This is a genomic window from Rhodanobacter sp. FW104-R8, assembly GCF_001617365.1.
Classification (GTDB): Bacteria; Pseudomonadota; Gammaproteobacteria; order Xanthomonadales; family Rhodanobacteraceae; genus Rhodanobacter.
The window spans coordinates 1-22189 of record NZ_LVJR01000112.1; the positions used below are offsets into that span (position 1 = coordinate 1).

Below are 22189 nucleotides of genomic sequence, written 5' to 3' on the forward strand. Positions count from 1 at the left end.
ATCTAAAATATCTTGCATTTAGTTGTGAGACACCACACTAGGGAGGGTTCGTGGTGCTTGGGTTCGAGTGAGCCTGCTCGCTTTTTCCCGAGCGGGGAAGGCCTGCAGCCAACACCGCGTCGTTCGCACAGGCTTACGTCGGGGTTTCGTTGGTCAATGCGAATGCGCTGGCGCGCGTCGGGTCGAGCGGCCGCACCTCGCAGGCCAGGCCATGGGCCAGGCATGGGTTTTCCGCCGCGATGCGCGCCGCTTCCTCCAGGCTGCTCGCGCGGATGAACCAGTAACCGCCGACCGCTTCCTTGGCTTCCGCAAACGGGCCGTCCGTGGTCGCCTGCCGCGACACCAGCTTGCCTTCGCGCGCCAGCCGATGCCCGGGCCCGATCCTGCCCTCGCTCACCAGCCGGTCGTACCACGCGTAGAACCGGTCGATCGCGCCCTGGATATCTTCGCGCGAGGCGTCCTTGTCCCATTGGCCGCGGGAGAGGATGAGGTAATCGGAGAGTGGGTCTTCTTCCTGGTTCATGGTGCGCTTCCGGGGGATTTGCATTGTGCTGGTGGATGCGACGCCGCAAAAAAGCGGGCTCCAGCGAGCAGCGACTTCAGCGCGGCACGCGGTAGCCGCCGGGCACGCCGCGCGGGCTGAGGGTGAGCTGCCACAGCTGGTCGCGGCGGCTGCGGAACACCGCGGCGGAGACGGCGAGGTAGTAGCGCCACATGCGGCGGAAGCGTTCGTCGTAGCTGGCCGGCAGGCTGGGCCAGGCGGCTTCGACGTTGGCGCGCCAGGCGGTGAGGGTGCGGTCGTAGTCGACGCCGAAGTTGTGCCAGTCCTCCACCACGAACAGATCCTCCAGCGCGGTGGCGATTTGGCCGGCAGTGGGGATCATCGAGTTCGGGAAGATGTACTTCTCGATCCACGGATCGGGCTGCGCCGGCGCGCCGTTGCTGCCGATGCAGTGCAGCAGCGACAGGCCGCCGTCCTTCAGGCAGCGGCGCACGGTTTCGAAGTAGGTGCGGTAGTTCTTGCCGCCGACGTGTTCGAACATGCCGATCGAATATACCGCGTCGAATTGTTCGTCGACCTCGCGGTAGTCCTGCAGGCGGATCTCGATCGGCAGGCCGGCGCACAGCTCGCGCGCGTAGTCGGCCTGCTGCTGCGATACGGTGATGCCGACTCCCTCGACGCCGTAGCGTTCGGCCGCGTACTTCAGCGCCTCGCCCCAGCCGCAGCCGATGTCGAGCACGCGCTGGCCGGTCTTCAGCTGCAGCTTGCGGCAGACCAGGTCGAGCTTGGCCGCTTGCGCGTCGTCGAGGTTGTCGGCCTTGGCCCAGTAGCCGCAGGAATACACCAGGCGTTTGCCCAGCATGGCGTGGAACAGGTCGTTGCCGAGGTCGTAGTGGGCCTTGCCGATCTCGAACGCGCGCTCGCCGCGCTGCAGGTTGATGAAGCGCGCCTTGAGGTGGGCGAGCAGGGTGTCGAGCGTCTTCAGTTCCTGGTCCAGCCCGACCGTGAGCAGGCGGGTGCACATCGCGGGCAGGTCGTCGGCGTCCCACCAGCCGTCCATGTAGGCTTCGCCCAAGCCCAGCGAACCGTGCGCGAACACGCGCGCATACAGGCGCTCGTCATGCACGCGCAGGTCGGTCGGAGCATCGCCGTTGATGCGGATGCCGGCTTGTTCGAGCAGTTCACTGGCGCGATTTTTCAGGTCGTCCTGGCTCATGCGTCGTTCTCGCGGTGGGTGGAATCGCGGCGGTCAGTGGTGGCCGAGCACGGCAAAGCTTGCTGGCGAACGTGCATACGTCGCGTCGACGTTGGCGCCGCGCACCAGTTGCAGCAGCAGCTCGGCCTGCTCTTCGCGCAGCAGGAACTCGACCTTCACCGGCAGGTCGTCGGCCAGCTCGAAGAACTGCTCCTCGTGCAGCACGCCATGCCGGCCGAAGCCGGCGATCGCGCGGAACACCGAGCCGCCGCCAAGGCCGTGCGCCCTGGCCTGTTCCAGCAGCCACTCGGACAGCAGCATGCCGTCGTGCTTCGCGCGCGAGTGGCAGTAGAAGTACAGGTGCACGCCGTGCTGCAGGGTTTCCTGGTTCATGCGGTGCTCCCGGCTCAGTGGCGCAACAGGCTGCGGGTGAGGGCGATGCCGAGCACGGTCATCGCCAGCGAGCCGGCCACGTGCACGGCCACGTGGCCGCTGAACCACAGGTATTGCTGGCGCAGCAGCAAGGTGGCCGACTCGGCCGAGAAGGTGGAGAACGTGGTCAGCCCGCCGAGGAAGCCGGTGAGCACGAACAGCCGCAGCGCCGGTGACAGCGCCTGGAAGTGGTCGAACAGGCCCATCACGCAGCCCATCAGCAGGCCGCCGGCGAGGTTCGCCGCCAGCGTGCCCAGCGGCAGGGTGGGGAAGACGGGATTGAGCAGCACGCCCAGCCCCCAGCGCAGCCAGCAGCCCAGGGCGCCGCCGATGCCGATTGCCACAAATCCGTTCAAGCCCACGTGCGTGCCTCCCGACAGTGAAAGTGTCCGGCTGCCGCGGCGGCAGGCATGCCTGCGCCGCCGGGAACCGGAGGTGCAGGCATCATCAGCTTCAACGCGGGATCACGAGTAGCGGTTTGTCCCGGCGCATCCGAAGGTGCCGGAACGGGAGGCATGCCATCTCCGAGCGGCCATCCTAATGGATCGGGCCGGTCGATCGTCAAGCGTGGCCGTGCGTGGCGGCCCTATACTGCGCGGCCCCTCGCAGCAACCGTGCCGCCATGAGCCCAGCCCATCGTCCCGTGCGCCGCAGCCTGCCCTGGTTGCTGGCCGCGCTGTCGATGATCGGGCCGTTCTCGATCGATGCGGCAAAGCGCGAAGTTCACGGTGAGCCTGGGCTACGCGGTGATGCTGCTGGCGTGCGCGGCGCACCTGCTGCTCGCGCTGCTGCTCCCCGTGCCGCGGCTGCCGTGGTCGATGCTGCCGCTGATCCTGCACGGCATCGGCGTGCAGCTGGCGTTCCCAACCCTCACGCTGCTGCTGCTGGATCGCTTCCCGCACCATCGCGGCGGGATTTCCTCGGTACAGGCGTTCGCCAGCCTGATGCTGTGCAGTTTCGTGGCCGGGGTGATGTCGCCGCTGCTGTCGGCGAGCATGCTGCACCTGGCGCTGGGCGCGTCGGCGTTGACCCTGGCCGGCGTGCTGGCGTGGTGGTGGTATCACTGCGTCACGCGCCGGCCGCTGGAGCGGCCGCTGGCCGACACCGGGACGGCGGCGATGCAGGCGGAGATCGCCGAACCGCGCTGACAAAGGGGCCGGGTCAGGCCGGCGCGGGCGGCGCGACGGGCAGCACCGAATCCGCCGGTATCAGCACCGAGGCATCGGCCAGCGCCCGGACCAGCGGCGGCGAACGGTAGCTGCCGTCGGCGAGCCAGCGCTGCCACACCGAGGCGTCGATCTTCTCGTTGACGCCAGTGCCCAGCAGGCGGTCGAACGGCGGCTTGAACTCCTTGTAGATGCCGTCCATGAACTCCCTGTACGAGTTGCGCGGCACGCCGCTGTCGGCGTCGGCCGTGGGCAGCAGCAGTTCGCTGCAGCCTAGGCCGGCGTCGATCGCCTTGCGCTGCAGCCACGCCAGCGGCAGGTCGGGCAGCGGGTCGGGCCGGCGGCCGGCGCCGTCGCGCGCGTTGCCGCCGCCGACGTCGGCGTGCGAGCCGATGAACCAGCGCTGTTCGATCTCGATCTGCTCGAGCTTCTTCGAGGTCAGCGTCTCGCCGGGCTTCACCGTGTACGGGTTGCGCGTCCACACCGTGGGCGCGAAGTCGGCGCGGTGCTCGTCCAGCGCCAGCGCCTGGTAGGCGTATTTCACGATCTTGCTGAGTTCGGTGTCGTGGAACTGGTAGCGCTTGCGCGCATAGGGAAACCACGAGGCGGTGCCGGGGATGCCGAGCGAGCCGACGGTATCCCACACGCCGATGAAGTGGATGTCGATCACGACCGAATGGCTGGCGCGGAATGCCACCGCGGCCGGATCATCGGGCTTGCTGCCGGTGTCGCGGTAGAACGCGTAGGCGGCGGCGACGTCGGCCCTGGCCACGCTGCCGCGGGCGTTGCCGCGGAGCAGGCCGCACTTGCGGATCAGCCCGCCCAGGCTGCGCGCGGTGTAGGCGCCGCGGCTGAAGCCGAACAGGTAGAGCAGGTCGCCGGGCTGCCAGGTCTCGCACAGCCAGCGGTAGCCATCGAGCACGTTGCCGGACAGGCCGTAGCCGAACGCGCCGCCGAGCAGGTGGGCCACGCCGGGCTTCACGCCCACGCCGGGGATGTAGTTGACCAGCTGCGCGTTGCCGTCGTCGTCGCGCGGCGCCACCAGCCGGCGCAGGCGTTCCACGTTGGTGTTCGATTCGGGCTTGTTCCAGGTGCCGTCGAACAGCAGCACGAGCCTGCGCGTGGCCATGGCGCCCTCCGTCGTCTGGTTCGTCTACACCGACTCTAGGCCGTGCTGCCGCGCACGGCCAGTGCCGCGAACGGCATCGGCGGCAACCGTGACCGGGGCGGCGGTATCCCTACAGGGTGGGCGAGTCGTCGTGCAGCATCGCCCGGCGCACGATGCCGATCGGCGCGAAACCCTGCTGCATGAAGCCGTCGTGGAACGCCGTCAGGTTGAAGTCCTTGCCCTGCCGCGCCTCGAGGTCGGCGCGCAGCTTCAGGATCTGCAGCTTGCCCAGCGTGTAGTACAGGTAGGTGGGGTCGGCCGTGCCGCGCTTGGTCTCGACCTCGCCGACCGCGCGCGACTGGTAACCCTCGTTGACGAAGAAGTCGATCGCCTGGTCCATCGTCATCTGGCCGGTGTGCAGCTTGATGCCGACCACGAAGCGCGCGTTGCGCAGCAGGGCATCCTGCAGCTGGCCGAGCCGCAGCAGCAGCTGCTGGCGGCGGTCGTGCGGGAACTCGAACTGCGCCAGTCCCTCGTCCAGCATCATCTGCTCGCAGTAGTGCGCCCAGCCCTCGACGTTGGTGTTGGCGCCGAGCAGCTTGCGCACGCGGTCATCGAGGCGCTGCATCCACAGGAACTGGATGTAGTGGCCTGGATAGGCCTCGTGGGTGGCGACGGAGCTGATCACCGGGTAGTTGAACTGCGCCATGAACTCCTGCGTGCGCTGGCTGCTCCAGCCGGGCTCGGGCAGGGTGACGTTGAAGTAGGCCTCCTTGGCGACGGTCTCGTACGGCCCGGGCGTGTCCATCGAGGCGAACGTGGTGGCACGCATGAACGGCGGGGTTTCCTCCACGATCGGCCGCACGTCCGAGGGAATCGTGATGATCCGCTTCTGCCGGATGAAGGCGGTCAGGTGGTCGAAGGTGGCGCGGAAGCTGTCGAGGAGCTTGTCCGGGGGCGGGTAGTCGGAGCCGAGTTCGGCGAGCACCTGGCGCGGAGTCTTGGCCGGGTCGAGCTGGTGGGCCACCTCGGCGAAGCGGCGCTGGTTCCGGCGCAGGTCGGCCATGTCGATGGCGAGCAGCCGGTCCAGCGGCAGGGTGACCATCTCGTCGTACTTCAGCTTGTCGCGGAACGCGGCGGCGCCGATGCGGAAATCGCCGTGCGCGCCCGGCAGCACGTCGCTCTTCAGCCATGCCTGGTAATCCTCGAGCGCCTTGATCACGGCGGCGTTGCTGGCGGCGAACTGCCGCTTCAGCTCGGCGTCGGTGACCGTGGCGAAGGCCGCCGGCACGTCGCTCCGGAAGAACTGCTCCAGTCCGGGCAGTTGCTCCAGCGCGATCTGCACGTAGACCTTCGGCGGGTTGTCGAGATTCCGGCGCGCCGCGTCGAGCACCGCCGGCATCAGCCGCTCGCGCGCGATCAGTGCGCGCAGGCGGGTTTCCGGCGGGGCGAACTTGCGCTCCATCAGGGTGAACGCGCTGCTGGTGATGCCGCTGGAATAGATGTCCGGGTTCTTCTGCCACGGACGGATCGTCTCCAGCGTCAGCAGGGTGCTGCGGATGTTGTTCAGCACCAGCTCGCGGTCCCCGCGTGTGCGTTCGCCCAGCGGCGCGGGATCGACTGCCGCCACGCGCCGCTCCCATTGCCTGAGCGCCTTGACGTTGGCCTCGATGTCAGCGCGCGAGTAGCCCTCGAGCTTGTCGTCGTAGGCGTGGATGCCGTCGATGGTGGCAGTGGAGGGGTTGGCCGGGAAGTAGTAGCTGTCGAAGTAGCCGTCGGCCAGGTGCATGAAGGCCTGGTCCGCGGCGGCGCTGTCGGCGGCGGCCGCAGTGGCACTGCCCAGCGTAAGCGCGGCGACGAGGCCGATCAGGATGCGCGCGGTTCTGGCCATGATTGTTCTCTGTCGGGGATGTGTCGCGGGCCCGGCGGCGCCGGCGTTGGAGGCGGTCATTCTTCTGTGGTTTTCACATGGAGCGCAAGCGGCGTACGCTTCGTGTTTCGCCGCCGTCGGCGGGCCAGGGCCGGAAGGATGGACAAGCAGGTGCAGGTCGACCGGGCGCAGGCGCTGCGCAGGATGCACGATCGCTCGACGATCCTGCTGTTGCCGAACGCCTGGGATGCAGGCAGTGCGCGGCTGTTCGCGCGCCGCGGGTTTGCCGCGATCGCCACCACCAGCGCCGGCATGGCCTGGTCGCTCGGTTATGCCGATGGCGAACGGGCGCCGCTGGCCGAGGTGCTGGCGGCGATCGCGCGGATGACGCGGGTGGTCGACCTGCCGGTGACGGCGGACATCGAGACCGGCTATGGCGAGACGCCGGCGCAGGTGGCCGCCACCGTGCGTGCGGTGATCGCGGCCGGCGCCGTCGGCGTCAATATCGAGGACGGCGCGCCGGGCCACGGCGCGTTGCGGCCCCCGGCCGTCGCTGCCGCGCGGGTGCGGGCGGCACGCGAGGCGGCGGATGCCGCCGGCGTGCCGATCGTGATCAACGCGCGGGTGGACAACTGGATGCAGCACGAGGAAGGCGCCGCCGCGCCGCGCCTGGCCGACGCGGTGCAGCGCGCAAAGGCGTACCTGGCCGCGGGCGCGGATTGCATCTACCCGATCGGACTTGCCGATGGTGCCACGCTGGCGGCGCTGGTGCAGGCGATCGATGCGCCGGTCAACGTGGCCGCCGGCCCCGGCGTGCCGGGCCTGGCCGAGCTTACGCGGCTCGGCGTCGCCCGCGTCAGCACGGCCACGCGTTTCGCCACGCTGGCGCTGGCGGCGGTCGACCGGGCGGCGGTCGCCATGCAGGAAAGCGGCCGCTTCGACGGCCTGGCAGCGGGTTTCACCTACGCGGACGCGCAGCGGCTGTTCGAGTCGGCCTGAGCGACGCATGCAGTTTGTCACCGAGGAGTCTGCAATGAGCAAGCGTATCGATTATCGCAAGGCGGCACCCAATGGCCTGAAGGCCATGCTGGGCCTGGAAACGTATGTGCACGGCTCGGGCCTGGAGCATTCGCTGATCGAGCTGGTGAAGATGCGCGTGTCGCAGATCAACGGTTGCGCGTACTGCCTGGACATGCACAGCAAGGACGCGCGCGCCGCCGGCGAGACCGAGCAGCGCCTGCACGTATTGGCGGCGTGGCGCGAGGCGCCGTTCTACTCGGCGCGCGAGCGTGCCGCGCTGGCCTGGGCCGAGGCGGTCACCCTGGTGTCCGCGAACGAGTTGCCCGATGCGCTGTACGACGAGGTGCGCGCGCATTTCGACGACAAGGCGATGGTCGACCTCACCCTGGCCATCATCACGATCAACGGCTGGAATCGCCTGGCGATCGGTTTTCGCGCGGACGTGGGCAGCTATCGGCCGAAATCCGCGGGCTGAGCGCCGGCGCGGGACTTCGCGCCGCTGGAGCTGAATGCCGGCGGCGCGTTCACGCGGCGGCGATGCGGCCTTGGCGATGGCTGGACCACGTGGTTGCCAAGGTGGGGCCTCGTTTCCGCCGGAGAGTCGCCATGCCATACCGCACCATCAGCGAACTGCCCGACAGCGTCTGCGGCCACCTGCCGCAGCATGCGCAGGAGATCTACAAGGAAGCGTTCAACAACGCCTGGAAGGAGTACGCCGACCGCCACCAGCGCCGCGGCGAGGAGTCGCACGAGGAGGTTGCGCATAAGGTGGCCTGGGCGGCGGTGAGGAAGAAGTACAGCAAGGGCGGAGACGGCGACTGGCACGCGAAGCAGCCGGAATCGGGAGCCGTCAGGACGCAGCGTGAGGTAGGCCGCGCGCCTTGAGGAAAGCCCGGGCGTTCTCCGCGTCCTGCTCGAACCACGCGCGGGCCGAGCCGAGCCGGAACGTGTAGCCCCAGGCATCCATGTCGGCCATCAGCCGTGCGCTGCCGACACCGGGCAGTTCGTCGGCCAGCACGATCTGCAGGCAGCAGGTGGCGTCCTCTTCCTCGATCGAGTCGGTGGCATCGGTATGGACGTCTGGACGTCTTTCCGGCGGCAGCACGATCAGGTGGCCGGCCTCGTGCAGCAGCGAGTGCACCGGGGTGTCGTCGCGGGCGTAGACGGTGGTGCCGATGATGCCGGCCTCCTGGTCGCCCCAGAAGCTGCCGGGAATCGGCTCGCCGGCGGGCACGCGCCGGAGCTGCAGGCCGAAGCGGACGAGCAGGGCGGCGGGCGCCTCGAAGCCGATCTGGCCCACGCGCAGCACGGTGCTGGCCGGGTCGCCGGAGGCAGGAGGGGTGTCGGAGTGCATGGGCGAGCGCGGCGGGCGCAGGTGGTTTCGGTGGGAAAGGAGGCCGGGCGACGCCGGGCCGCCAGGCCGAAAACGACCGGAAGCGCGGGGCTCAGCCGGTCTTGGCTTCGCCCTTGGTTTCGCTCTTGGCGGACTGCTTGCCTTCCGGCAGGGTGACCGAAAGCTCGAGGATTTCGTGGCCGCTGTCGCGCTCGAAGTTGATGCTGATCGCGTCGAGGTCGACGTGAACGTATTTCTTGATCACTTCGAGCAGTTCGTTGCGCATCATCGGCAGGTAGTCCGGCGCGCCGCGGGTGGAGCGCTCCTGGGCCACGATGATGCGCAGGCGTTCCCGTGCCACCGTGGCGGTGGCCTCGGGCTTGCGCTTCAGGAAATCAAGGATACCCATCGCGATCAACCTCCGAACACGCGCTGCAGGAAGCCCTTCTTGGGCACGTCGATGAAGCGCAGGGGGCGCTCTTCGCCGAGGATGCGGGCCACGGTGTCGCTGTAGGCCTGGCCGGCCTGTGACGTGGCATCGACGATCACCGGGATGCCGTTGTTGGAAGCGGTCAGCACGTTCTCCGACTCGGGGATCACGCCGACCACCTCGATGCCGAGGATCTCCTCGACGTCCTTCACGCTGAGCATCTCGCCGATCGCCACGCGTGCCGGGTTGTAGCGGGTCAGCAGCAGGTGCTGGGTGACCGGGCTCTCATCCTTCTCCGCGCGCCGGGTCTTGCTGGCGAGCAGGCCGAGGATGCGGTCGGAGTCGCGCACCGAGGAAACCTCGGGATTGACCACCACCACCGCGTGGTCGGCGAAGTACATCGCCAGGTGGGCGCCCTTCTCGATGCCGGCCGGGGAGTCGCAGACGACGTAGTCGAAGCCGTCCTCGGACAGGCCGTCGAGCACCTTCTCGACGCCTTCCTGGGTCAGCGCGTCCTTGTCGCGGGTCTGGCTGGCGGCCAGCACGAACAGGTTGTCGTGGCGCTTGTCCTTGATCAGCGCCTGCTTCAGCGTGGCTTCGCCGTGGACGACGTTGACGAAGTCGTACACCACGCGCCGCTCGCAGCCCATGATCAGGTCGAGGTTGCGCAGGCCGACGTCGAAGTCGATCACGGCGACCTTCTTGCCGGCCATGGCCAGACCGGTGGCGAGGGAGGCGCTGGTCGTCGTCTTGCCGACGCCGCCTTTGCCGGAGGTGACAACGATAATCTCAGCAGTCAAGGGCCCATCTCCGCATGATTGTTCTTGTTGTAGGTGGTTACAGCCTGGCGATCAACAGCTTGTCGCCTTCGAGCCAGCATTGCACGGACCGGCCCTCGAGGTCGCGGGGGATCTGTTCGAATACCCGGTATTGCCCGGCGATCGCCACCAGTTCGGCACGGAAGTCGGAGACGAAGATGCGCGCCTTGCCGTCGCCCTGCGCGCCGGCCATGGCGCGGCCGCGCAGGCCGCCGTAGATGTGGATGTTGCCGTCGGCGATCACCTCGGCGCCGTTGGCGACGGCGCCGGTGACGATCAGGTCGCGGTCGCGCGCATAGACCTGCTGGCCCGAGCGCACCGAACCGGCATGGTGCAGGGCGCCCTGCATGCTGCCGGGCGGCGGCGCGGACAGGATCGGCTCGCGCTGCACCGCCGGGGCGGGCTCGGCGCGCGGGGCGGGTTCGGCGGCGAGCGGGCCGCTCTGGGCCGGCTCATAGGCGGCACGGAACTTGGCGATCAGCGGCAGGCCCATGCGCCTGGCCAGCGCCTCGGTCTCGCTGGTGCCGTAGGCCAGGCCCACCGGCAGCATGCCGGCGCTGCGCACCGCCTCAAGCAGCGCGTCGACGGCGCCGTCGTCGGGCAGGTTGAGCAGATGGCTCAGGTCCAGCACCACCGCGGCGCGGGCGAACATCTGCGGGGCGGCGCGCACACGGCGCTCGAGTTCGTCGCACAACGCGGCGGCGTCGACCCGGCGCACGCGCACGCAGGCAATGCCGACCTGGCCGAAGCGCAGGTCGCAGGCGTCGGCGACATCTGTTGCAGAGCCTGCTTTCATATTCCAAGTGCCTCGCGCCGGGAGCTGTTTGCCCGCAGGGCAAGAAAGAGCGAAGGAGTGTATGCCGATACACGACTGAGTGATGACGCGGCCATGCGGGCAAACAGACCCTGCCCTTCGGGTTGCGCCTGAGCGGCCGCCATGCGGCAGCGCGCGGCTTGACCTGACGGCCAGTCAGGCGCTGCGCCGCGCACTACCACCTGGCGGCCGCGCAGACGCAACGCGAGGTACTTGGAATATGAAAGCAGGCTCTCATTCATGGGCGCCGCTCTCCGGCGAGGCGGCGCGGGGTGGAGTCATGCAGGAAAGGGCGTTCGCGCTCGGCCAGCCAGGGCACGTCGGGCAGGCCGCCGTGCTCGAGCCAGGTATCGCGCACGTAGGCGTAGCTGGGCAGGTCGCGGGCCAGCAGGCTGACCTGCGGGCCGGCTTCGCCCATCCGCTGCTGGCCGACTTCCTGGAAGCCATAGGTGCCGTGGAACAGCACCACCACGTCGTCGCGCGGCTCCAGGAACACCTCGCAGGTCAGCAGCGGCACGCGCACCTCGGCGTAGCTGTGCACGTCGCAGTAGAAGATGCGGCCCAGGCCGTGGCGGCGGTAGGCGTTCGCGATCGCGATGCGGTCGATGTAGACGAATTGCGGGTAGTGTTCGGCGAACCAGCGGTAGTTCGGGCTGTCGTAATCGCCGCCCTCGCGCAGCGCGATCAGGAACCCGGCCAGGTGGCCGTCGATCTCGGCCACGCGGAAATACTCGGCGTGCTCGTAGAAGTAGCGCAACTGGGCGGTATCGAGGGCGAGGATGGAGCGACCGGCGGCGTTGTTGAGCGCCAGTACGGCATCCAGGTCGTGCTCGCGCACGTCGCGGATGGCAAGGGCCATTCGTTGCTCCGCAATGGTGGAATCGGGACAAGGTCGACCGGCGGCCTCGCGCAATGGCCCATTATGACATGCGGCCGGGGGTCCTTACATCTCGCAAGGGCACATGTAAAAGCTTCGTAAAGCCGCGGGCGGCTCCGCGGCCATGACTTCCCGCGCATTGCGCGGAATGTGCGTTAAGCCAATGATGCCGCCATGCGCTGGCCTTTCTTCAACCACATCCGCCTGCTCCGCTACGCGGGCTTCTTCACCTACCTGTCGGTGGGCACGCCGCTGATCACCAACTGGGCCACCGAACGGCTGAACCAGCTGCAGCGGCCGAACTTCTCGCTGCTGCTGTGGACGCTGTGCTACCTGATCTTCGGCCTGATGTACTGGCTGCTGACCAGCAACCTCGGCTCGCGCCGCTACCCGGTGCTGAAGCTGCTGGGGCTGGCCCTGATGACCGCGGCGGCGGTGGCGGTGGGCTGGTACAGCCACAGCGGCCTGTCGGCGATGCTAATGGTGGTCGCCTCGCTGGTGCTGCCGTGGCTGCTGCCGTTCTGGCTGGCGGTGTCCTGGCTGGTGCTGCAGCACCTGAGCCTGGTGGCGGTCTTCGCCACGTTCCCCGAGTACGACCACAGCGTCGCGCTGGGTTTCCTGCAGGCCAGCATCTACCTGGGCATCTCGGTGCTGGTGTTCATCACCTCGACCGTGGCCAGCCAGCAGGCCGAGCAGCGCGAGGTGCAGCGCCGGCTCAATGCCGAGTTGCGGGCCACCCGCGCGCTGCTGGCCGAATCCAGCCGGATCGCCGAGCGCATGCGCATCGCGCGCGACCTGCACGACCTGATCGGCCATCACCTGACCGCGTTGAGCCTGAACCTGGAAGTGGCCAGCCACCTCACCAACGAGGCGGCCGATGCGCATGTGCGCAAGGCGCAGAGCACGGCCAAGCTGCTGCTGGCCGACGTGCGCGAGGTGGTCAGCGAGTTGCGCCAGGACGACGCGATCGACCTGACCCAGGCACTGCGCAGCCTCGCCGAAGGCGTGCCCGGCCTGAGCGTGCACGTGGTGATGCCGCCGCGTTTCAGCGTGGAGGACCCGCGCCGCGCGCAGGTGCTGCTGCGCTGCGCGCAGGAGATCATCACCAATACCGCCCGGCACGCCGGCGCGCGCAACCTGTGGCTCAATTTCGCCTACGCCGGGGACGACCTGATCGGCCTGCACGCGCGCGACGACGGCCGCGGCGCCGAGCAGGTCGAGCCGGGCAACGGGCTGGCCGGCATGCGCGAGCGGCTGGCCGAATTCGGCGGCAGCGTGACGCTGGACACCGGCCTGAGCCGGGGTTTCGCGCTGACCGTGCGGCTGCCGCTGGGCGAGCACGCCGCGCTGGCGCACGCGCCGACCCGGTTTGAGCCGCCGGCGCTGAATGTGTCGTAGTCTTGGCGGCCGCGCGGCGTGCGAAAATGCGCCGGTGTCGGCAGCGGCCCGGCCCGCCGGCTGTCAGCATCACTTCCTTAAGTCATGTTTGCCCGAGGATCCGCGATGATTTCCGTTTGTCTCGTCGACGACCAGAATCTGGTGCGCCAGGGCGTCCGCTCGCTGCTGGACCTGGCCGAGGACATCCGCGTGGTGGCCGAGTGCGCCGACGGCACCCAGGCGGTGGCCGACATCCCGCGGATCAAGCCCGATGTGGTGCTGCTGGATCTGCGCATGCCGAACATGAGCGGGCTGGAAGTGCTGCAGGCGCTGTCCGCCCGCAACGAGCTGCCGCCGACGATCATCCTGACCACCTTCGACGACGACCAGCTGGTGCTGCAGGGCCTCAAGGCCGGGGCGCGCGGCTACCTGCTGAAGGATGTCTCGCTGGAGCAGCTGGTCGAGGCCGTGCGCACGGTGGCCGGCGGCGGCTCGCTGGTGGCGCCGATGGTCACCCAGCGCCTGATGGCCGGGGTGGCGCGGATGCAGAACCAGTTCACCAGCCTGGAGCAGCCCGACCCGCTGACCGAGCGCGAGACCGAAATCCTGCGCCTGCTGTCCGGCGGCTACAGCAACAAGGAAATCGCCAACTCGCTGAAAGTCGCCGAGGGTACGGTGAAGAACCACGTCTCCAACATCCTCTCCAAGCTGGGCGTGCGCGACCGCACGCGCGCCGTGCTGAAGGCGCTGGAGATGGGCATCGTCTGAGCCGGCCGGGGGCCGCGTTCCGGCCATCCGCGGGCTTGCCGCGGCCCGTTTCGGGCCCTGCGAAGCCGTCGACGCGGGCCGATGGCGTTCCAGCCCGCGAGCAAGTAACATCCGTTGCTTCGGCGTTTGCCGACCCCCCGCCACGACCCCCGGACATTTCCCCCCGGCAGGTCTGTGTGGCGGCCGGGGCGACACTTCAGGTATGGCGTAAAGACGCTTCGGAGAACTCTGGAATGATGCGTGTCTTTGAATTTCTTGTTGCCCTGGTCATCGTTGCGTTGATCGGTGTCCTGGCAGCTGTGGTCATGCCCGGCAGCGGTCATGTGGAGCGCCAGCTGGTCATCGGCAAGGACATGCGCCAGGTCTATGACGTGCTCGACAACTACCGCCGGCTGCCGGATTACGCGGTGCTGCGCTCGCTCGACCCGAACGTCCAGTTCAGCTTCTCCGGCAAGTCCTACGGCCCCGGCGCCGAGGTCAGCTGGACCAGCTCCGACGCCAAGCTCGGCAACGGCGGCCTGACCATCGCCAGCGCCACGCCGGAGTTCGACAAGATCGACGGCAACACCAAGAGCGCCAGCATCGTCTGGAACCTGGACAACAACTGGCGCGGCCTGGACAAGCATTTCACGCTGGACCTGGAGCGCCAGGGCAGCCGTGGACAGCTGACCCAGGTGACCTGGTCGTATGACGTCTCGTACGGCTGGAACCTGATCAACCGCTTCGCCAACCTGTACATCCACGGCGATCCCGACGCGTTCATCCAGTTCAGCCTGAACAACCTGCAGAACGTGCTGGCCGGCGTGCCGAACATCGACTACAGCCAGCTGATCCCGTACATCGAGCAGACCCAGCCGACGCCGGTGCTGATGGTGTCCACCTCGATCGAGCGCAAGAACGGCATCGAGGCGGTCGACGACGCCGTCGCCAAGGCGAACACCGAGGTTCAGGCCGCCGCCAAGAAGCTGGGCGTGCACGTCACCGGCTCGCGGATCCTGATCACCACCAACTACGGCGACCAGACCTTCAGCTTCGACGTGGCGTATCCGATCGACTCCAGCACGCTGACTGTCAACGGCCAGGCTGTGCAGCTGACCGCGGCCGCTCCGCCGTCGCTCGACGCCGCCGCACCGGCCACCGCAGGCAGCACGGCTGCCGTGGACAGCAACGTCGCCGTCGGCAGCCGTGACCGCTATGGTCGCCTGGTGGTGGACGGCAACGTGCGCGCCACGCTGGCCTTCGGCGGCGCTGCGCTGAAGGGCATCTGGAACGGCACCTTCGCCGGCGTGCCGCAGACCCGCGACATGCTCAAGGCCTATGCACAGACCCATGGCTACAAGTTCGACGACGTGGTCAACCGCCCGTACGACGTCGTCCTGACGCCGGAAGTGAAGGACGCCGGCGGCAACATCACCACCTATGCGAAGTACGCGGTGTACCTGCCGATCAGCAATGCGCCGGAAAAGACCCCCGAGCAGGAAGCCGGCCTGCAGCCGCCGAGCCTCGAGGGTGCGCCGGCAGCTGCGGCACCGGCGCCGGCCGGCAGCGCCGCGGCGCCGGCCAAGGCGGCCAGCGCCGGCAAGTAAGCCGGGCGCGGTGGTCGCACGACGAAAGGCCCTTCCGTCCAGGAGGGGCCTTTCCTTTTCGGGCGATGCGCCCGGCACCGAACTTTGCCGGTGTCTTGCGGTACATTGCAGGGCGATCCGCGCCGCCACCCACCGGACCCGTGCGTTCGACGCGACGCCCCGTCACAGCCCACCAGCGGACATGATCGAAACCGACCAGCTCACCCGACGCTATGGCAACCTGACCGCGGTGGACGCGCTGAGCATTCGCGTCGAGCCGGGCCAGGTGCTGGGCCTGCTCGGTCCCAACGGCGCCGGCAAGTCCACCGCGATGCGCATGATCGCCGGGTTCCTGGTGCCCACCTCGGGCGCCGCGCGGGTGTGCGGGCACGATGTCAGCCGCGAGCCGCTGCAGGCGAAGCGTGCGCTGGGCTACCTGCCCGAAGGCGCCCCCAGCTACGGCGAGATGACGGTGCGCGAGTTCCTGCAGTTCATCGTGCGCATGCGCGGGCTCAAGGCCGAGGCCGGTTACCGGCGCTACGACGCGGTGGTGCAGCAGCTGCAGCTGGAGGAAGTGCTGGGGCTGTGCATCGACACGCTGTCGAAGGGCCTGCGCCGGCGGGTCGGGCTGGCCCAGGCGATCCTGCACGATCCGCCGGTGCTGATGCTGGACGAGCCCACCGACGGCCTCGACCCGAACCAGAAGCACGCGGTGCGCCAGCTGATCGACGTGATGGCGCGCGACCGCACCATCCTGATCTCCACGCACCTGCTGGAGGAAGTGCACGCGCTGTGCAACCGGGTGGTGATCATCGCCCGCGGCAAGCTGCTGGCGGATGCCACCCCGGCCGAGCTGGAGGCGCGCTCGCGCTATCACGGCGCGGTGTCGTTCAGCGCGCCGGGCAGCGGCATGTCGCAGGAGATGCTGGGCCGCCTGGCGCAGGTGGCGGCGATCGAGGTCGACCCGCTGGACGGCCGCATCACGGTGTTTCCGAAACCGGGCGCGCGGATCCTGGAGCCGGTCGAGAAGCTGCTGCGCGAGCAGGGCCTGGAGGTGTCGGAGATCCAGCTCGAGCGCGGCCGGCTCGACGAGGTGTTCCGCCAGATCACCACCGGCGGCGATGTCGCGGGAGGGCACGCATGAGCCCGCTCAACGCGGTGTTGCGGCGCGAGCTGCGCAGCTATTTCGTGACGCCGGTGGCGTACGTGTTCCTGGTGATCTTCCTGGTGCTGGCCGGCATCCTCACGTTCTACGCGGGCGACTTCTACGAGCGCGGCCAGGCCGACCTGCAGCCGTTCTTCACGATGCATCCATGGCTGTACCTGATCCTGGTGCCGGCGATCACCATGCGCATGTGGGCGGAGGAGGCCAAGGGCGGCACGCTGGAGCTGCTGCTGACCCTGCCGCTGGCGCTGTGGCAGGCGATGCTCGGCAAGTTCCTCGCCGCGTGGCTGTTCATCGGACTGGCGCTGGTGCTGACGTTCCCGATCTGGATCACGGTCAATTACCTGGGTTCGCCGGACAACGGCGTGATCCTGGCCGGCTACCTCGGCAGCTGGCTGATGGCCGGCAGCTTCATCGCGATCGGCGCCTGCCTGTCCGCGCTGACCCGCAGCCAGGTGGTGGCGTTCATCCTTACCGCGCTGGTGTGCGTGCTGCTGATCCTGGTCGGCCAGCCGCAGGTGCAGGATTTCTTCTCGGGCACCTTGCCGCGCAAGCTGATCAACGCGGTGGCGCATCTGTCCATGCTGCGGCACTTCGAGGCGATCGCGCGCGGCGTGCTGGACATCCGCGACCTGCTGTACTTCCTGCTCAGCACGCTCGGCTGGCTGGCTGCCGGCGTGCTGCTGCTCGACCTGAAACGGGCGCGCTGACCCGATGCCCCGTTCGCGCATGCGCCAGCTGTTCGCCACCCCGCTGCACCTGACCCGGCGCGGCCGGCTGTACGTCGCGCTGGCGCTGCTGGTGCTGGTGTTCGTGCCGCTGGTCCTGGCCAGCAGCCGCTGGCTGCACGGGTCGCGGATCGACCTCACCACCGACAAGCTGTACACGCTGACGCCGGGCACGCTGCACATCGTCGACACGCTGCAGCGGCCGCTGCGGTTGACCCTGTACTTTTCCGAGCACGCCACCCGCGACCTGCCGCAACTGCGCAGCTACGAGCAGCGCGTGCGCGAGATGCTGCAGGAGATGGTGGCGCGCTCGCACGGCCGCATCCGCCTGCAGATCATCGACCCGGTGCCGTATTCCGACGACGAGGCCAGCGCCGAAGGCAGCGGCCTGACCGCGGCCAATGGCGGCAGCAACGGCGAGCGGGTGTTCTTCGGGCTGGCCGGCAGCGCGATGTCGGGCAGCGCCGACAGCAGCGAAGGCGGCGACGAGCGCGTGTCGGACAAGACGCTGGCGATCGCGTTCTTCGACCCGGCGCGCGAGGCCTTCCTCGAATACGACATCGCCCGGCTGCTGTACGAGCTGAACCAGGCCAGCAAGCCGGTGGTCGGCGTGATCAGCTCGCTGCCGGTCGACGGCAACCCGGTGCTCGGCGAGCAGCCGTGGGCGGTGCTGCAGCAACTGGGCCAGCTGTTCGACGTGAAGATGCTGGACCCGGCGAAACTGCGCACCGTCGACGACAATGTCGGGGTACTGCTGCTGATCCACCCCAAGCGGCTGCCGCCCGATGCGCAGTACGCGATCGACCAGTACGTGCTGCGTGGCGGCCACCTGGCGGTGTTCGTCGATCCCGACGCGGAACTCGACGCCTCGCCCTACGCGCCCGACAGCATCACGTTCCCGGACCACGCCTCCGACCTGCCGCGGCTGTTCAAGGCATGGGGCGTGGCATACGACCCGCACAAGATCGTGCTGGACCGAGCCCGCGCGCTGCAGATCGAACTGGCCGGCAACAGCCTCAACCACCCGGCCATGCTCGACCTCGGTACGCAGGAGCTCAATCGCAACGACGCGGTCACCGCCAGCCTGCAGCGGATCAACGTGTCCACCGCGGGCTACTTCGACCTGGTTGCGGATGCGCACGCGCGGCTGATCCCGCTGCTGCAGAGCAGCGCCGAGGCCGAGGTGGTGCCGACCCAGCGGGTGCTGGACGCGAGCAGCGATCCCAGCTCGCTGCTGCAGGGCTACAAGCCGGACAACGCCCACTACGTGCTGGCGGCGCGCCTGCGCGGCACGTTCGAGAGCGCGTTCCCCGAGCGCGCCGCCACGCCCGGCCATCGGGCCAGGTCGGCGCCGGACGCCGAGGTGATCCTGGTCGCCGACACCGACCTGCTCAGCGACCGGCTGTGGGTGGAGCCGCAGACCATCCTCGGCCAGACGATGATGCGGATCTTCGCCAACAACGGGGATTTCGCCACCAACCTGGTGGACAACCTCAGCGGCTCCTCGGCGCTGCTGTCGATCCGCGGCCGTTCCACCTCGCAGCGGCCGTTCACCCGGGTGCAGGCGCTGCGCAACGTGGCCGACCAGAAATTCCTGCAGAAGGAACATGAGCTGGAGCAGGAGCTGGCCGACACCCGGCGCCGGCTGGACGAACTGCAGCCGGCCAAGGGCAGCCACGGCAGCGCCGCCACCGCCGAGCAACGGCGCGAGATCGAGCAGTTCCGCCAGCGCCAGCTGGCGATCAACAAGGAATTGCGCGACGTGCAGCACCAGCTCAACGCCGAGATCGACGCGCTGGGCCTGCGCGTCAAGTTCATCAACATCGTGCTGGTGCCGGCGCTGGTGGTGCTGGTCGGCCTGCTGTACGGCTGGCGGCGCACCCGCTACAGCCGCCGGCGCCGGTGAAGGCGGCAATCTGTCACAAGCCGGTGGCGCCGCTGCGGCTGACTCTGCCGGCGCGCGGCATTATGCTGGGCGGTCGCCGGCCGTCGCCGGCGCGGACTGAAGTGCCGCTGCAGTGACCGCTAGCTTGCTGAAATGGATCGTGCCGTGGGAGTTCTCGTGGGTCCTGCTCGCGTGCTTCGTGACGACCTGCGTGCTGTACCTGCGCGGCAGCCGCCGGTTGCCGGTCGCCTTTGGCCGCAAGCTGGCGTTCTGGGCCGGCATGGCGATCATCTACCTGTCGCTGCACACCTACCTGGACTACTACGCCGAGCATGAGTTCTTCATGCACCGCATCCAGCAGCTGCTGCTGCACCACATCGCGCCGCTGCTGATCGTCACCGCGTATCCGGCCACGGTGCTGCGTGCCGGCCTGCCGCTGGCGTGGCGGGTGCGGCTGTTGCTGCCGCTGCAGCGTTCGTGGCCGTGGCGGGCGGTCGGCGGCGTGCTGCTCAACCCCACGGTGGCGACGCTGCTGTTCGTCGCCTTCATCCTGGTCTGGCTGATTCCGTCCATGCAGACGCTGGCGATGCTGGACTGGCGCATCTACCGTTTCATGAACTGGAGCATGCTGGTCAGCGGCTTCGCCTACTGGTCGCTGGTGCTCGATCACCGGCCGCACCCGCCGGGGCGGATGACCGCGGGGCTGCGCGTGCTGTCGCCGGCGGTCACCATGACGCCGCAGATCATCGCCGGGGCGATCGTCACGTTCTCCAAGTCCGACCTGTATCCGATCTTCGAGATCTGCGGCCGCGCGTTCACCTTCAACGTGCTGACCGGCCAGCTGATCGGCGGCGTGATCATCTGGGTGCCGTCGGCGCTGGTGGAGTCGATCGGCGGCCTGATGGCGCTGCGCCTGTGGCTGCGGCTGTCGCGCAACGGCCGGCTGCCGCGCAAGCCGCCGCGCCGGCCTTCGCCGCGGCGTGCGGCGGCGATCGACGCGACCGTGCCGGACTGAACTTCGCCGCGGCTCAGTGGCCGGCGGCGTGCGGCATGGCGCCGTGATCCATCGCCGGCATCGCGTGCCCGTCGCCCGCGTCCATCGCATTCGCCGGCCGCGCGACGAAATCGGTGGCCAGCGTGCTGCCGTCGGTGAACTTCAGCGTCAGCCTGACCGTGTCGCCGGCCTTCACCGGCGCCTTCGGCTGCATCAGCATCAGGTGGTAGCCGGCCGGCGCCAGCACCGCCTTGCCGTGTGCCGGCACGTCCAGCGAGTCGACCATGCTCATGCGGCTCATGCCGCCCGCGGTCGAACTCCGGTGCAGCATCACGTCGGCGTACACGGTGCTGTCGGCGCCGTTGAGCGCGACCGGCTGGTCGCCGTCGTTCTCCAGCGTGACATAGGCGCCGGCGGGCAGGGCGCCGGGCAGCACGCGGATCCAGGCATGGCTGGCGCGGACGTGGTCGGCGGCTGCGGCATGCGCGCCGCCGGCGAGCAGCAGGCCGGCGAGCAGCAGCGAAAGACGGGGTGGCTTCATGGGTTGATTCCGGGGTCGAGCAGCAGGTGCAGGTCGTGCACGAGATCGTCCTGCGAGGCGGAGGGGGTGGCCAGCACGCGGGCGCGGCCACGCTTGTCGAAGACGTAGATCGCCGAGCTGTGGCTGACTTCGTAGGCGCCGTCGGCCGAACTGGGCTCGCGGGTGAAGGCGGAGCGATAGCGCTTGCTCAGCGCCTCGACGCTGCGCGCATCGCCGACCAGGCCCACGGCCCGCTTGTCGAACGCGTTGACGTAGGCATGCATGATCGCCGGCGTGTCGCGCGCCGGGTCGACGCTGACGAACAGGATCCGCGCACCGTCGGCCAGCGGCCCCAACCGCTGCATCACCACGTGCAGCTGCGCCAGGGTCAGCGGGCAGACGTCGGGGCAGTGGGTGTAGCCGAAGTACAGCAGCACCACCTTGCCGCGGTAGTCGGCGCCGGTCACCGGCTTGCCGTTGTCGTCGGTGAGCTTGAAGTCGAGGTCGGGCATGTGCCCGCTGATGTTGGTCAGCCGGAACGGCAGCGGCGCACCGCCGCAACCGCCGAGCAGCAGGCCGGCGGCGAGCAGCAGCAACAGGGGGAGGTACCGCGCGCGGCGGTGCTTCATGCGAGAATCCGGGGTCTTCATTCGTTCAAGCATACGACACCGGCCGCCTGGCCGGGTTCGCCAGCCGGGAATTCGGTCACCATGCGGCCATCCGTCAGCCCACGTATCGGCCTGCTCATCGGCATCGCCGGCGCCAGCGCGGTGCTGCTGGGCGCGTTCGGTGCGCACGCGCTGCGCGGCGTGCTCGACGCTCGTGGCATCGAGCTGTGGCACACGGCGGTGAACTACCAGGTGTGGCATGCGCTGGCGCTGGCCGTGGCGGCCGGGCTCGGGCGTGGCCGCAGCGGGCGGGTGGCGGTGGCGGCGCTCGTCATGGGCATCTTGCTGTTCAGCGGCAGCCTGTACGCGCTGGCGCTGGGGGCTCCGCGCTGGGTCGGGATCGTCACGCCGTTCGGCGGCCTGGCCTTCGTCGCCGGCTGGCTGGCGCTCGGCTGGACGCTGTGCACGCGCCGGGGATGATTTTCCCAGTGTCATCTTGTGGTCATGCCCGCTGGCGATCCTGCCGGCATGAACGCGCAGATCACCCACCGTGAGCGGCCCCATGCAACGGGACTGTCCGGTCGTGGCCTGCGTCTTTTCGGCATCGCGCTGCTCGCGGTGTCGGTATCGTGCCTGCTGTGGTCGTGGCGGCCAGTCGCCCGGAGCGAGGCGGGCAGGGCATCAGCCAACCAGTTGGTGCACTGGCAGGATGCCGGGCACGACTGGCTGCTGGTGGTCGATTCGGCGACCCGCGAGCTGGTCGTCTACGATGCCGCCGACGGTCGTCCGCTGGACCGGCTCGGTGCGGACGACGGCCTGCCGGACGTGCAGTCGATCGCGCAGCAAGGACACTGGCTGCTCGTGACGGGCGAGCAGCCCCGGGCGGTGCGTCGGCTCGAGTTGCCGGAATTGCGGGCGGTCGCCGTCGACGGCCGCTGAGCGGGTCAGTGGCCGCCGGCCAGCGGCAGCGCCACGTGCAGCACCGGATCGGCGCCGAAGTGCGCCAGCATCGCG

27 protein-coding genes and 1 riboswitch are annotated in these 22189 nt (G+C 69.0%); of the genes, 13 read left to right on the plus strand and 14 right to left on the minus strand.

From position 1 onward, the window contains the following. Positions 1-133: 133 nt before the first annotated feature. From RHOFW104R8_RS14430 to crcB, 4 genes are all read right to left on the minus strand, one after another. Complete coding sequence (locus RHOFW104R8_RS14430; protein WP_068097045.1) at positions 134-523, minus strand: YciI family protein; 390 nt, start codon at positions 521-523, stop codon at positions 134-136. A gap of 76 nt (positions 524-599) precedes the next feature. Continuing rightward, positions 600-1718 carry a cyclopropane fatty acyl phospholipid synthase gene (gene cfa / locus RHOFW104R8_RS14435; RefSeq protein ID WP_068097042.1) on the minus strand — a complete coding sequence of 373 codons (1119 nt, stop codon included), beginning with the start codon at positions 1716-1718 and terminating at the stop codon, positions 600-602. Between the two features lie 33 nt (positions 1719-1751). Beyond that, a complete protein-coding gene (locus RHOFW104R8_RS14440; RefSeq protein ID WP_068097039.1) occupies positions 1752-2090 on the minus strand; it encodes a DUF190 domain-containing protein in 339 nt (112 codons plus the stop codon). 14 nt (positions 2091-2104) lie between these two features. After that, positions 2105-2491 (minus strand): fluoride efflux transporter CrcB, encoded by a 387-nt coding sequence (gene crcB, locus RHOFW104R8_RS14445; protein WP_068097037.1) that lies wholly within the window; start codon positions 2489-2491, stop codon positions 2105-2107. Between the two features lie 69 nt (positions 2492-2560). After that, positions 2561-2664, minus strand: a riboswitch (Fluoride riboswitch). Positions 2665-2857: 193 nt separating this feature from the next. Here crcB and RHOFW104R8_RS14450 point away from each other — a divergent pair. Beyond that, on the plus strand, positions 2858-3277 hold the full coding sequence (locus tag RHOFW104R8_RS14450) for a hypothetical protein (protein ID WP_407071450.1): 420 nt from the start codon (positions 2858-2860) through the stop codon (positions 3275-3277). Between the two features lie 13 nt (positions 3278-3290). On the opposite strand, the gene RHOFW104R8_RS14455 is transcribed toward RHOFW104R8_RS14450, so the two are convergent. Next, the gene (locus tag RHOFW104R8_RS14455; protein ID WP_068097035.1) at positions 3291-4424 is read right to left on the minus strand and encodes a DUF2235 domain-containing protein; all 1134 of its coding nucleotides are present in this window, start codon (positions 4422-4424) and stop codon (positions 3291-3293) included. Between the two features lie 109 nt (positions 4425-4533). After that, on the minus strand, positions 4534-6294 hold the full coding sequence (locus tag RHOFW104R8_RS14460; protein ID WP_068097032.1) for a DUF885 domain-containing protein: 1761 nt from the start codon (positions 6292-6294) through the stop codon (positions 4534-4536). Between the two features lie 138 nt (positions 6295-6432). Between RHOFW104R8_RS14460 and RHOFW104R8_RS14465 the strand changes: the two genes are divergently transcribed. The 3 genes from RHOFW104R8_RS14465 (at position 6433) to RHOFW104R8_RS14475 (ending at position 8178) form a co-directional block, all read left to right on the plus strand. Beyond that, positions 6433-7272, plus strand: coding sequence for an isocitrate lyase/phosphoenolpyruvate mutase family protein (locus RHOFW104R8_RS14465; protein WP_068097030.1), 840 nt, complete (start codon positions 6433-6435; stop codon positions 7270-7272). 34 nt (positions 7273-7306) lie between these two features. Next, positions 7307-7768 (plus strand): carboxymuconolactone decarboxylase family protein, encoded by a 462-nt coding sequence (locus RHOFW104R8_RS14470; protein WP_068097027.1) that lies wholly within the window; start codon positions 7307-7309, stop codon positions 7766-7768. A gap of 131 nt (positions 7769-7899) precedes the next feature. Then, positions 7900-8178: a ChaB family protein gene (locus RHOFW104R8_RS14475; RefSeq protein WP_068097023.1), complete on the plus strand. Its 279-nt coding sequence runs from the start codon at positions 7900-7902 to the stop codon at positions 8176-8178. Here the strand turns inward: RHOFW104R8_RS14475 and RHOFW104R8_RS14480 are convergent. The 6 genes from RHOFW104R8_RS14480 to RHOFW104R8_RS14500 form a co-directional block, all read right to left on the minus strand. Continuing rightward, on the minus strand, positions 8144-8647 hold the full coding sequence (locus tag RHOFW104R8_RS14480) for a hypothetical protein (protein WP_068097021.1): 504 nt from the start codon (positions 8645-8647) through the stop codon (positions 8144-8146). The two genes, RHOFW104R8_RS14475 and RHOFW104R8_RS14480, sit on opposite strands and share 35 nt — an antisense overlap. 91 nt (positions 8648-8738) lie before the next feature. After that, complete coding sequence (gene minE / locus RHOFW104R8_RS14485; protein ID WP_068097018.1) at positions 8739-9035, minus strand: cell division topological specificity factor MinE; 297 nt, start codon at positions 9033-9035, stop codon at positions 8739-8741. 5 nt (positions 9036-9040) lie between these two features. Then, the gene (minD, locus tag RHOFW104R8_RS14490; protein ID WP_068097016.1) at positions 9041-9856 is read right to left on the minus strand and encodes a septum site-determining protein MinD; all 816 of its coding nucleotides are present in this window, start codon (positions 9854-9856) and stop codon (positions 9041-9043) included. Positions 9857-9893: 37 nt separating this feature from the next. After that, positions 9894-10670: a septum site-determining protein MinC gene (minC, locus tag RHOFW104R8_RS14495; protein WP_068097013.1), complete on the minus strand. Its 777-nt coding sequence runs from the start codon at positions 10668-10670 to the stop codon at positions 9894-9896. Beyond that, complete coding sequence (locus tag RHOFW104R8_RS17485) at positions 10667-10930, minus strand: hypothetical protein (RefSeq protein ID WP_153021761.1); 264 nt, start codon at positions 10928-10930, stop codon at positions 10667-10669. The genes minC and RHOFW104R8_RS17485 overlap by 4 nt, the downstream gene beginning before the upstream one ends. Beyond that, positions 10927-11547, minus strand: a complete 621-nt coding sequence (locus RHOFW104R8_RS14500; protein ID WP_068097010.1) for a GNAT family N-acetyltransferase — start codon at positions 11545-11547, stop codon at positions 10927-10929. The genes RHOFW104R8_RS17485 and RHOFW104R8_RS14500 overlap by 4 nt, the downstream gene beginning before the upstream one ends. A 192-nt stretch (positions 11548-11739) precedes the next feature. On the opposite strand from RHOFW104R8_RS14500, the gene RHOFW104R8_RS14505 reads away from it, so the two are divergent. The 7 genes from RHOFW104R8_RS14505 to RHOFW104R8_RS14535 all read left to right on the plus strand — a co-directional run bounded on the left by RHOFW104R8_RS14505 (position 11740) and on the right by RHOFW104R8_RS14535 (position 20068). Then, positions 11740-12963, plus strand: a complete 1224-nt coding sequence (locus RHOFW104R8_RS14505) for a sensor histidine kinase (RefSeq protein ID WP_068097007.1) — start codon at positions 11740-11742, stop codon at positions 12961-12963. 105 nt (positions 12964-13068) lie between these two features. Further along, positions 13069-13710: a response regulator transcription factor gene (locus RHOFW104R8_RS14510; RefSeq protein ID WP_068097004.1), complete on the plus strand. Its 642-nt coding sequence runs from the start codon at positions 13069-13071 to the stop codon at positions 13708-13710. 233 nt (positions 13711-13943) lie between these two features. After that, complete coding sequence (locus RHOFW104R8_RS14515; protein ID WP_068097001.1) at positions 13944-15296, plus strand: polyketide cyclase; 1353 nt, start codon at positions 13944-13946, stop codon at positions 15294-15296. A gap of 181 nt (positions 15297-15477) precedes the next feature. Continuing rightward, positions 15478-16419: an ABC transporter ATP-binding protein gene (locus tag RHOFW104R8_RS14520; RefSeq protein ID WP_068096998.1), complete on the plus strand. Its 942-nt coding sequence runs from the start codon at positions 15478-15480 to the stop codon at positions 16417-16419. Beyond that, a complete protein-coding gene (locus tag RHOFW104R8_RS14525) occupies positions 16416-17150 on the plus strand; it encodes an ABC transporter permease subunit (protein WP_068096994.1) in 735 nt (244 codons plus the stop codon). The genes RHOFW104R8_RS14520 and RHOFW104R8_RS14525 overlap by 4 nt, the downstream gene beginning before the upstream one ends. Positions 17151-17154: 4 nt before the next feature. Then, on the plus strand, positions 17155-19074 hold the full coding sequence (locus RHOFW104R8_RS14530; protein ID WP_068096991.1) for a GldG family protein: 1920 nt from the start codon (positions 17155-17157) through the stop codon (positions 19072-19074). Between the two features lie 112 nt (positions 19075-19186). Beyond that, positions 19187-20068 (plus strand): cytochrome c oxidase assembly protein, encoded by an 882-nt coding sequence (locus RHOFW104R8_RS14535; protein ID WP_068096988.1) that lies wholly within the window; start codon positions 19187-19189, stop codon positions 20066-20068. 13 nt (positions 20069-20081) lie between these two features. Here RHOFW104R8_RS14535 and RHOFW104R8_RS14540 read toward each other — a convergent pair whose 3' ends face one another. Further along, on the minus strand, positions 20082-20588 hold the full coding sequence (locus tag RHOFW104R8_RS14540) for a copper chaperone PCu(A)C (RefSeq protein ID WP_068096985.1): 507 nt from the start codon (positions 20586-20588) through the stop codon (positions 20082-20084). Continuing rightward, complete coding sequence (locus RHOFW104R8_RS14545; protein WP_068096983.1) at positions 20585-21196, minus strand: SCO family protein; 612 nt, start codon at positions 21194-21196, stop codon at positions 20585-20587. Before RHOFW104R8_RS14545 ends, RHOFW104R8_RS14540 begins: the two co-directional genes overlap by 4 nt. Positions 21197-21277: 81 nt before the next feature. On the opposite strand from RHOFW104R8_RS14545, the gene RHOFW104R8_RS14550 reads away from it, so the two are divergent. Together RHOFW104R8_RS14550 and RHOFW104R8_RS14555 are read left to right on the plus strand one after the other, a co-directional pair. Then, a complete protein-coding gene (locus RHOFW104R8_RS14550; RefSeq protein WP_068096980.1) occupies positions 21278-21655 on the plus strand; it encodes a DUF423 domain-containing protein in 378 nt (125 codons plus the stop codon). 48 nt (positions 21656-21703) lie between these two features. Next, positions 21704-22114 carry a hypothetical protein gene (locus tag RHOFW104R8_RS14555; RefSeq protein ID WP_068096978.1) on the plus strand — a complete coding sequence of 137 codons (411 nt, stop codon included), beginning with the start codon at positions 21704-21706 and terminating at the stop codon, positions 22112-22114. Positions 22115-22189: the final 75 nt, after the last annotated feature.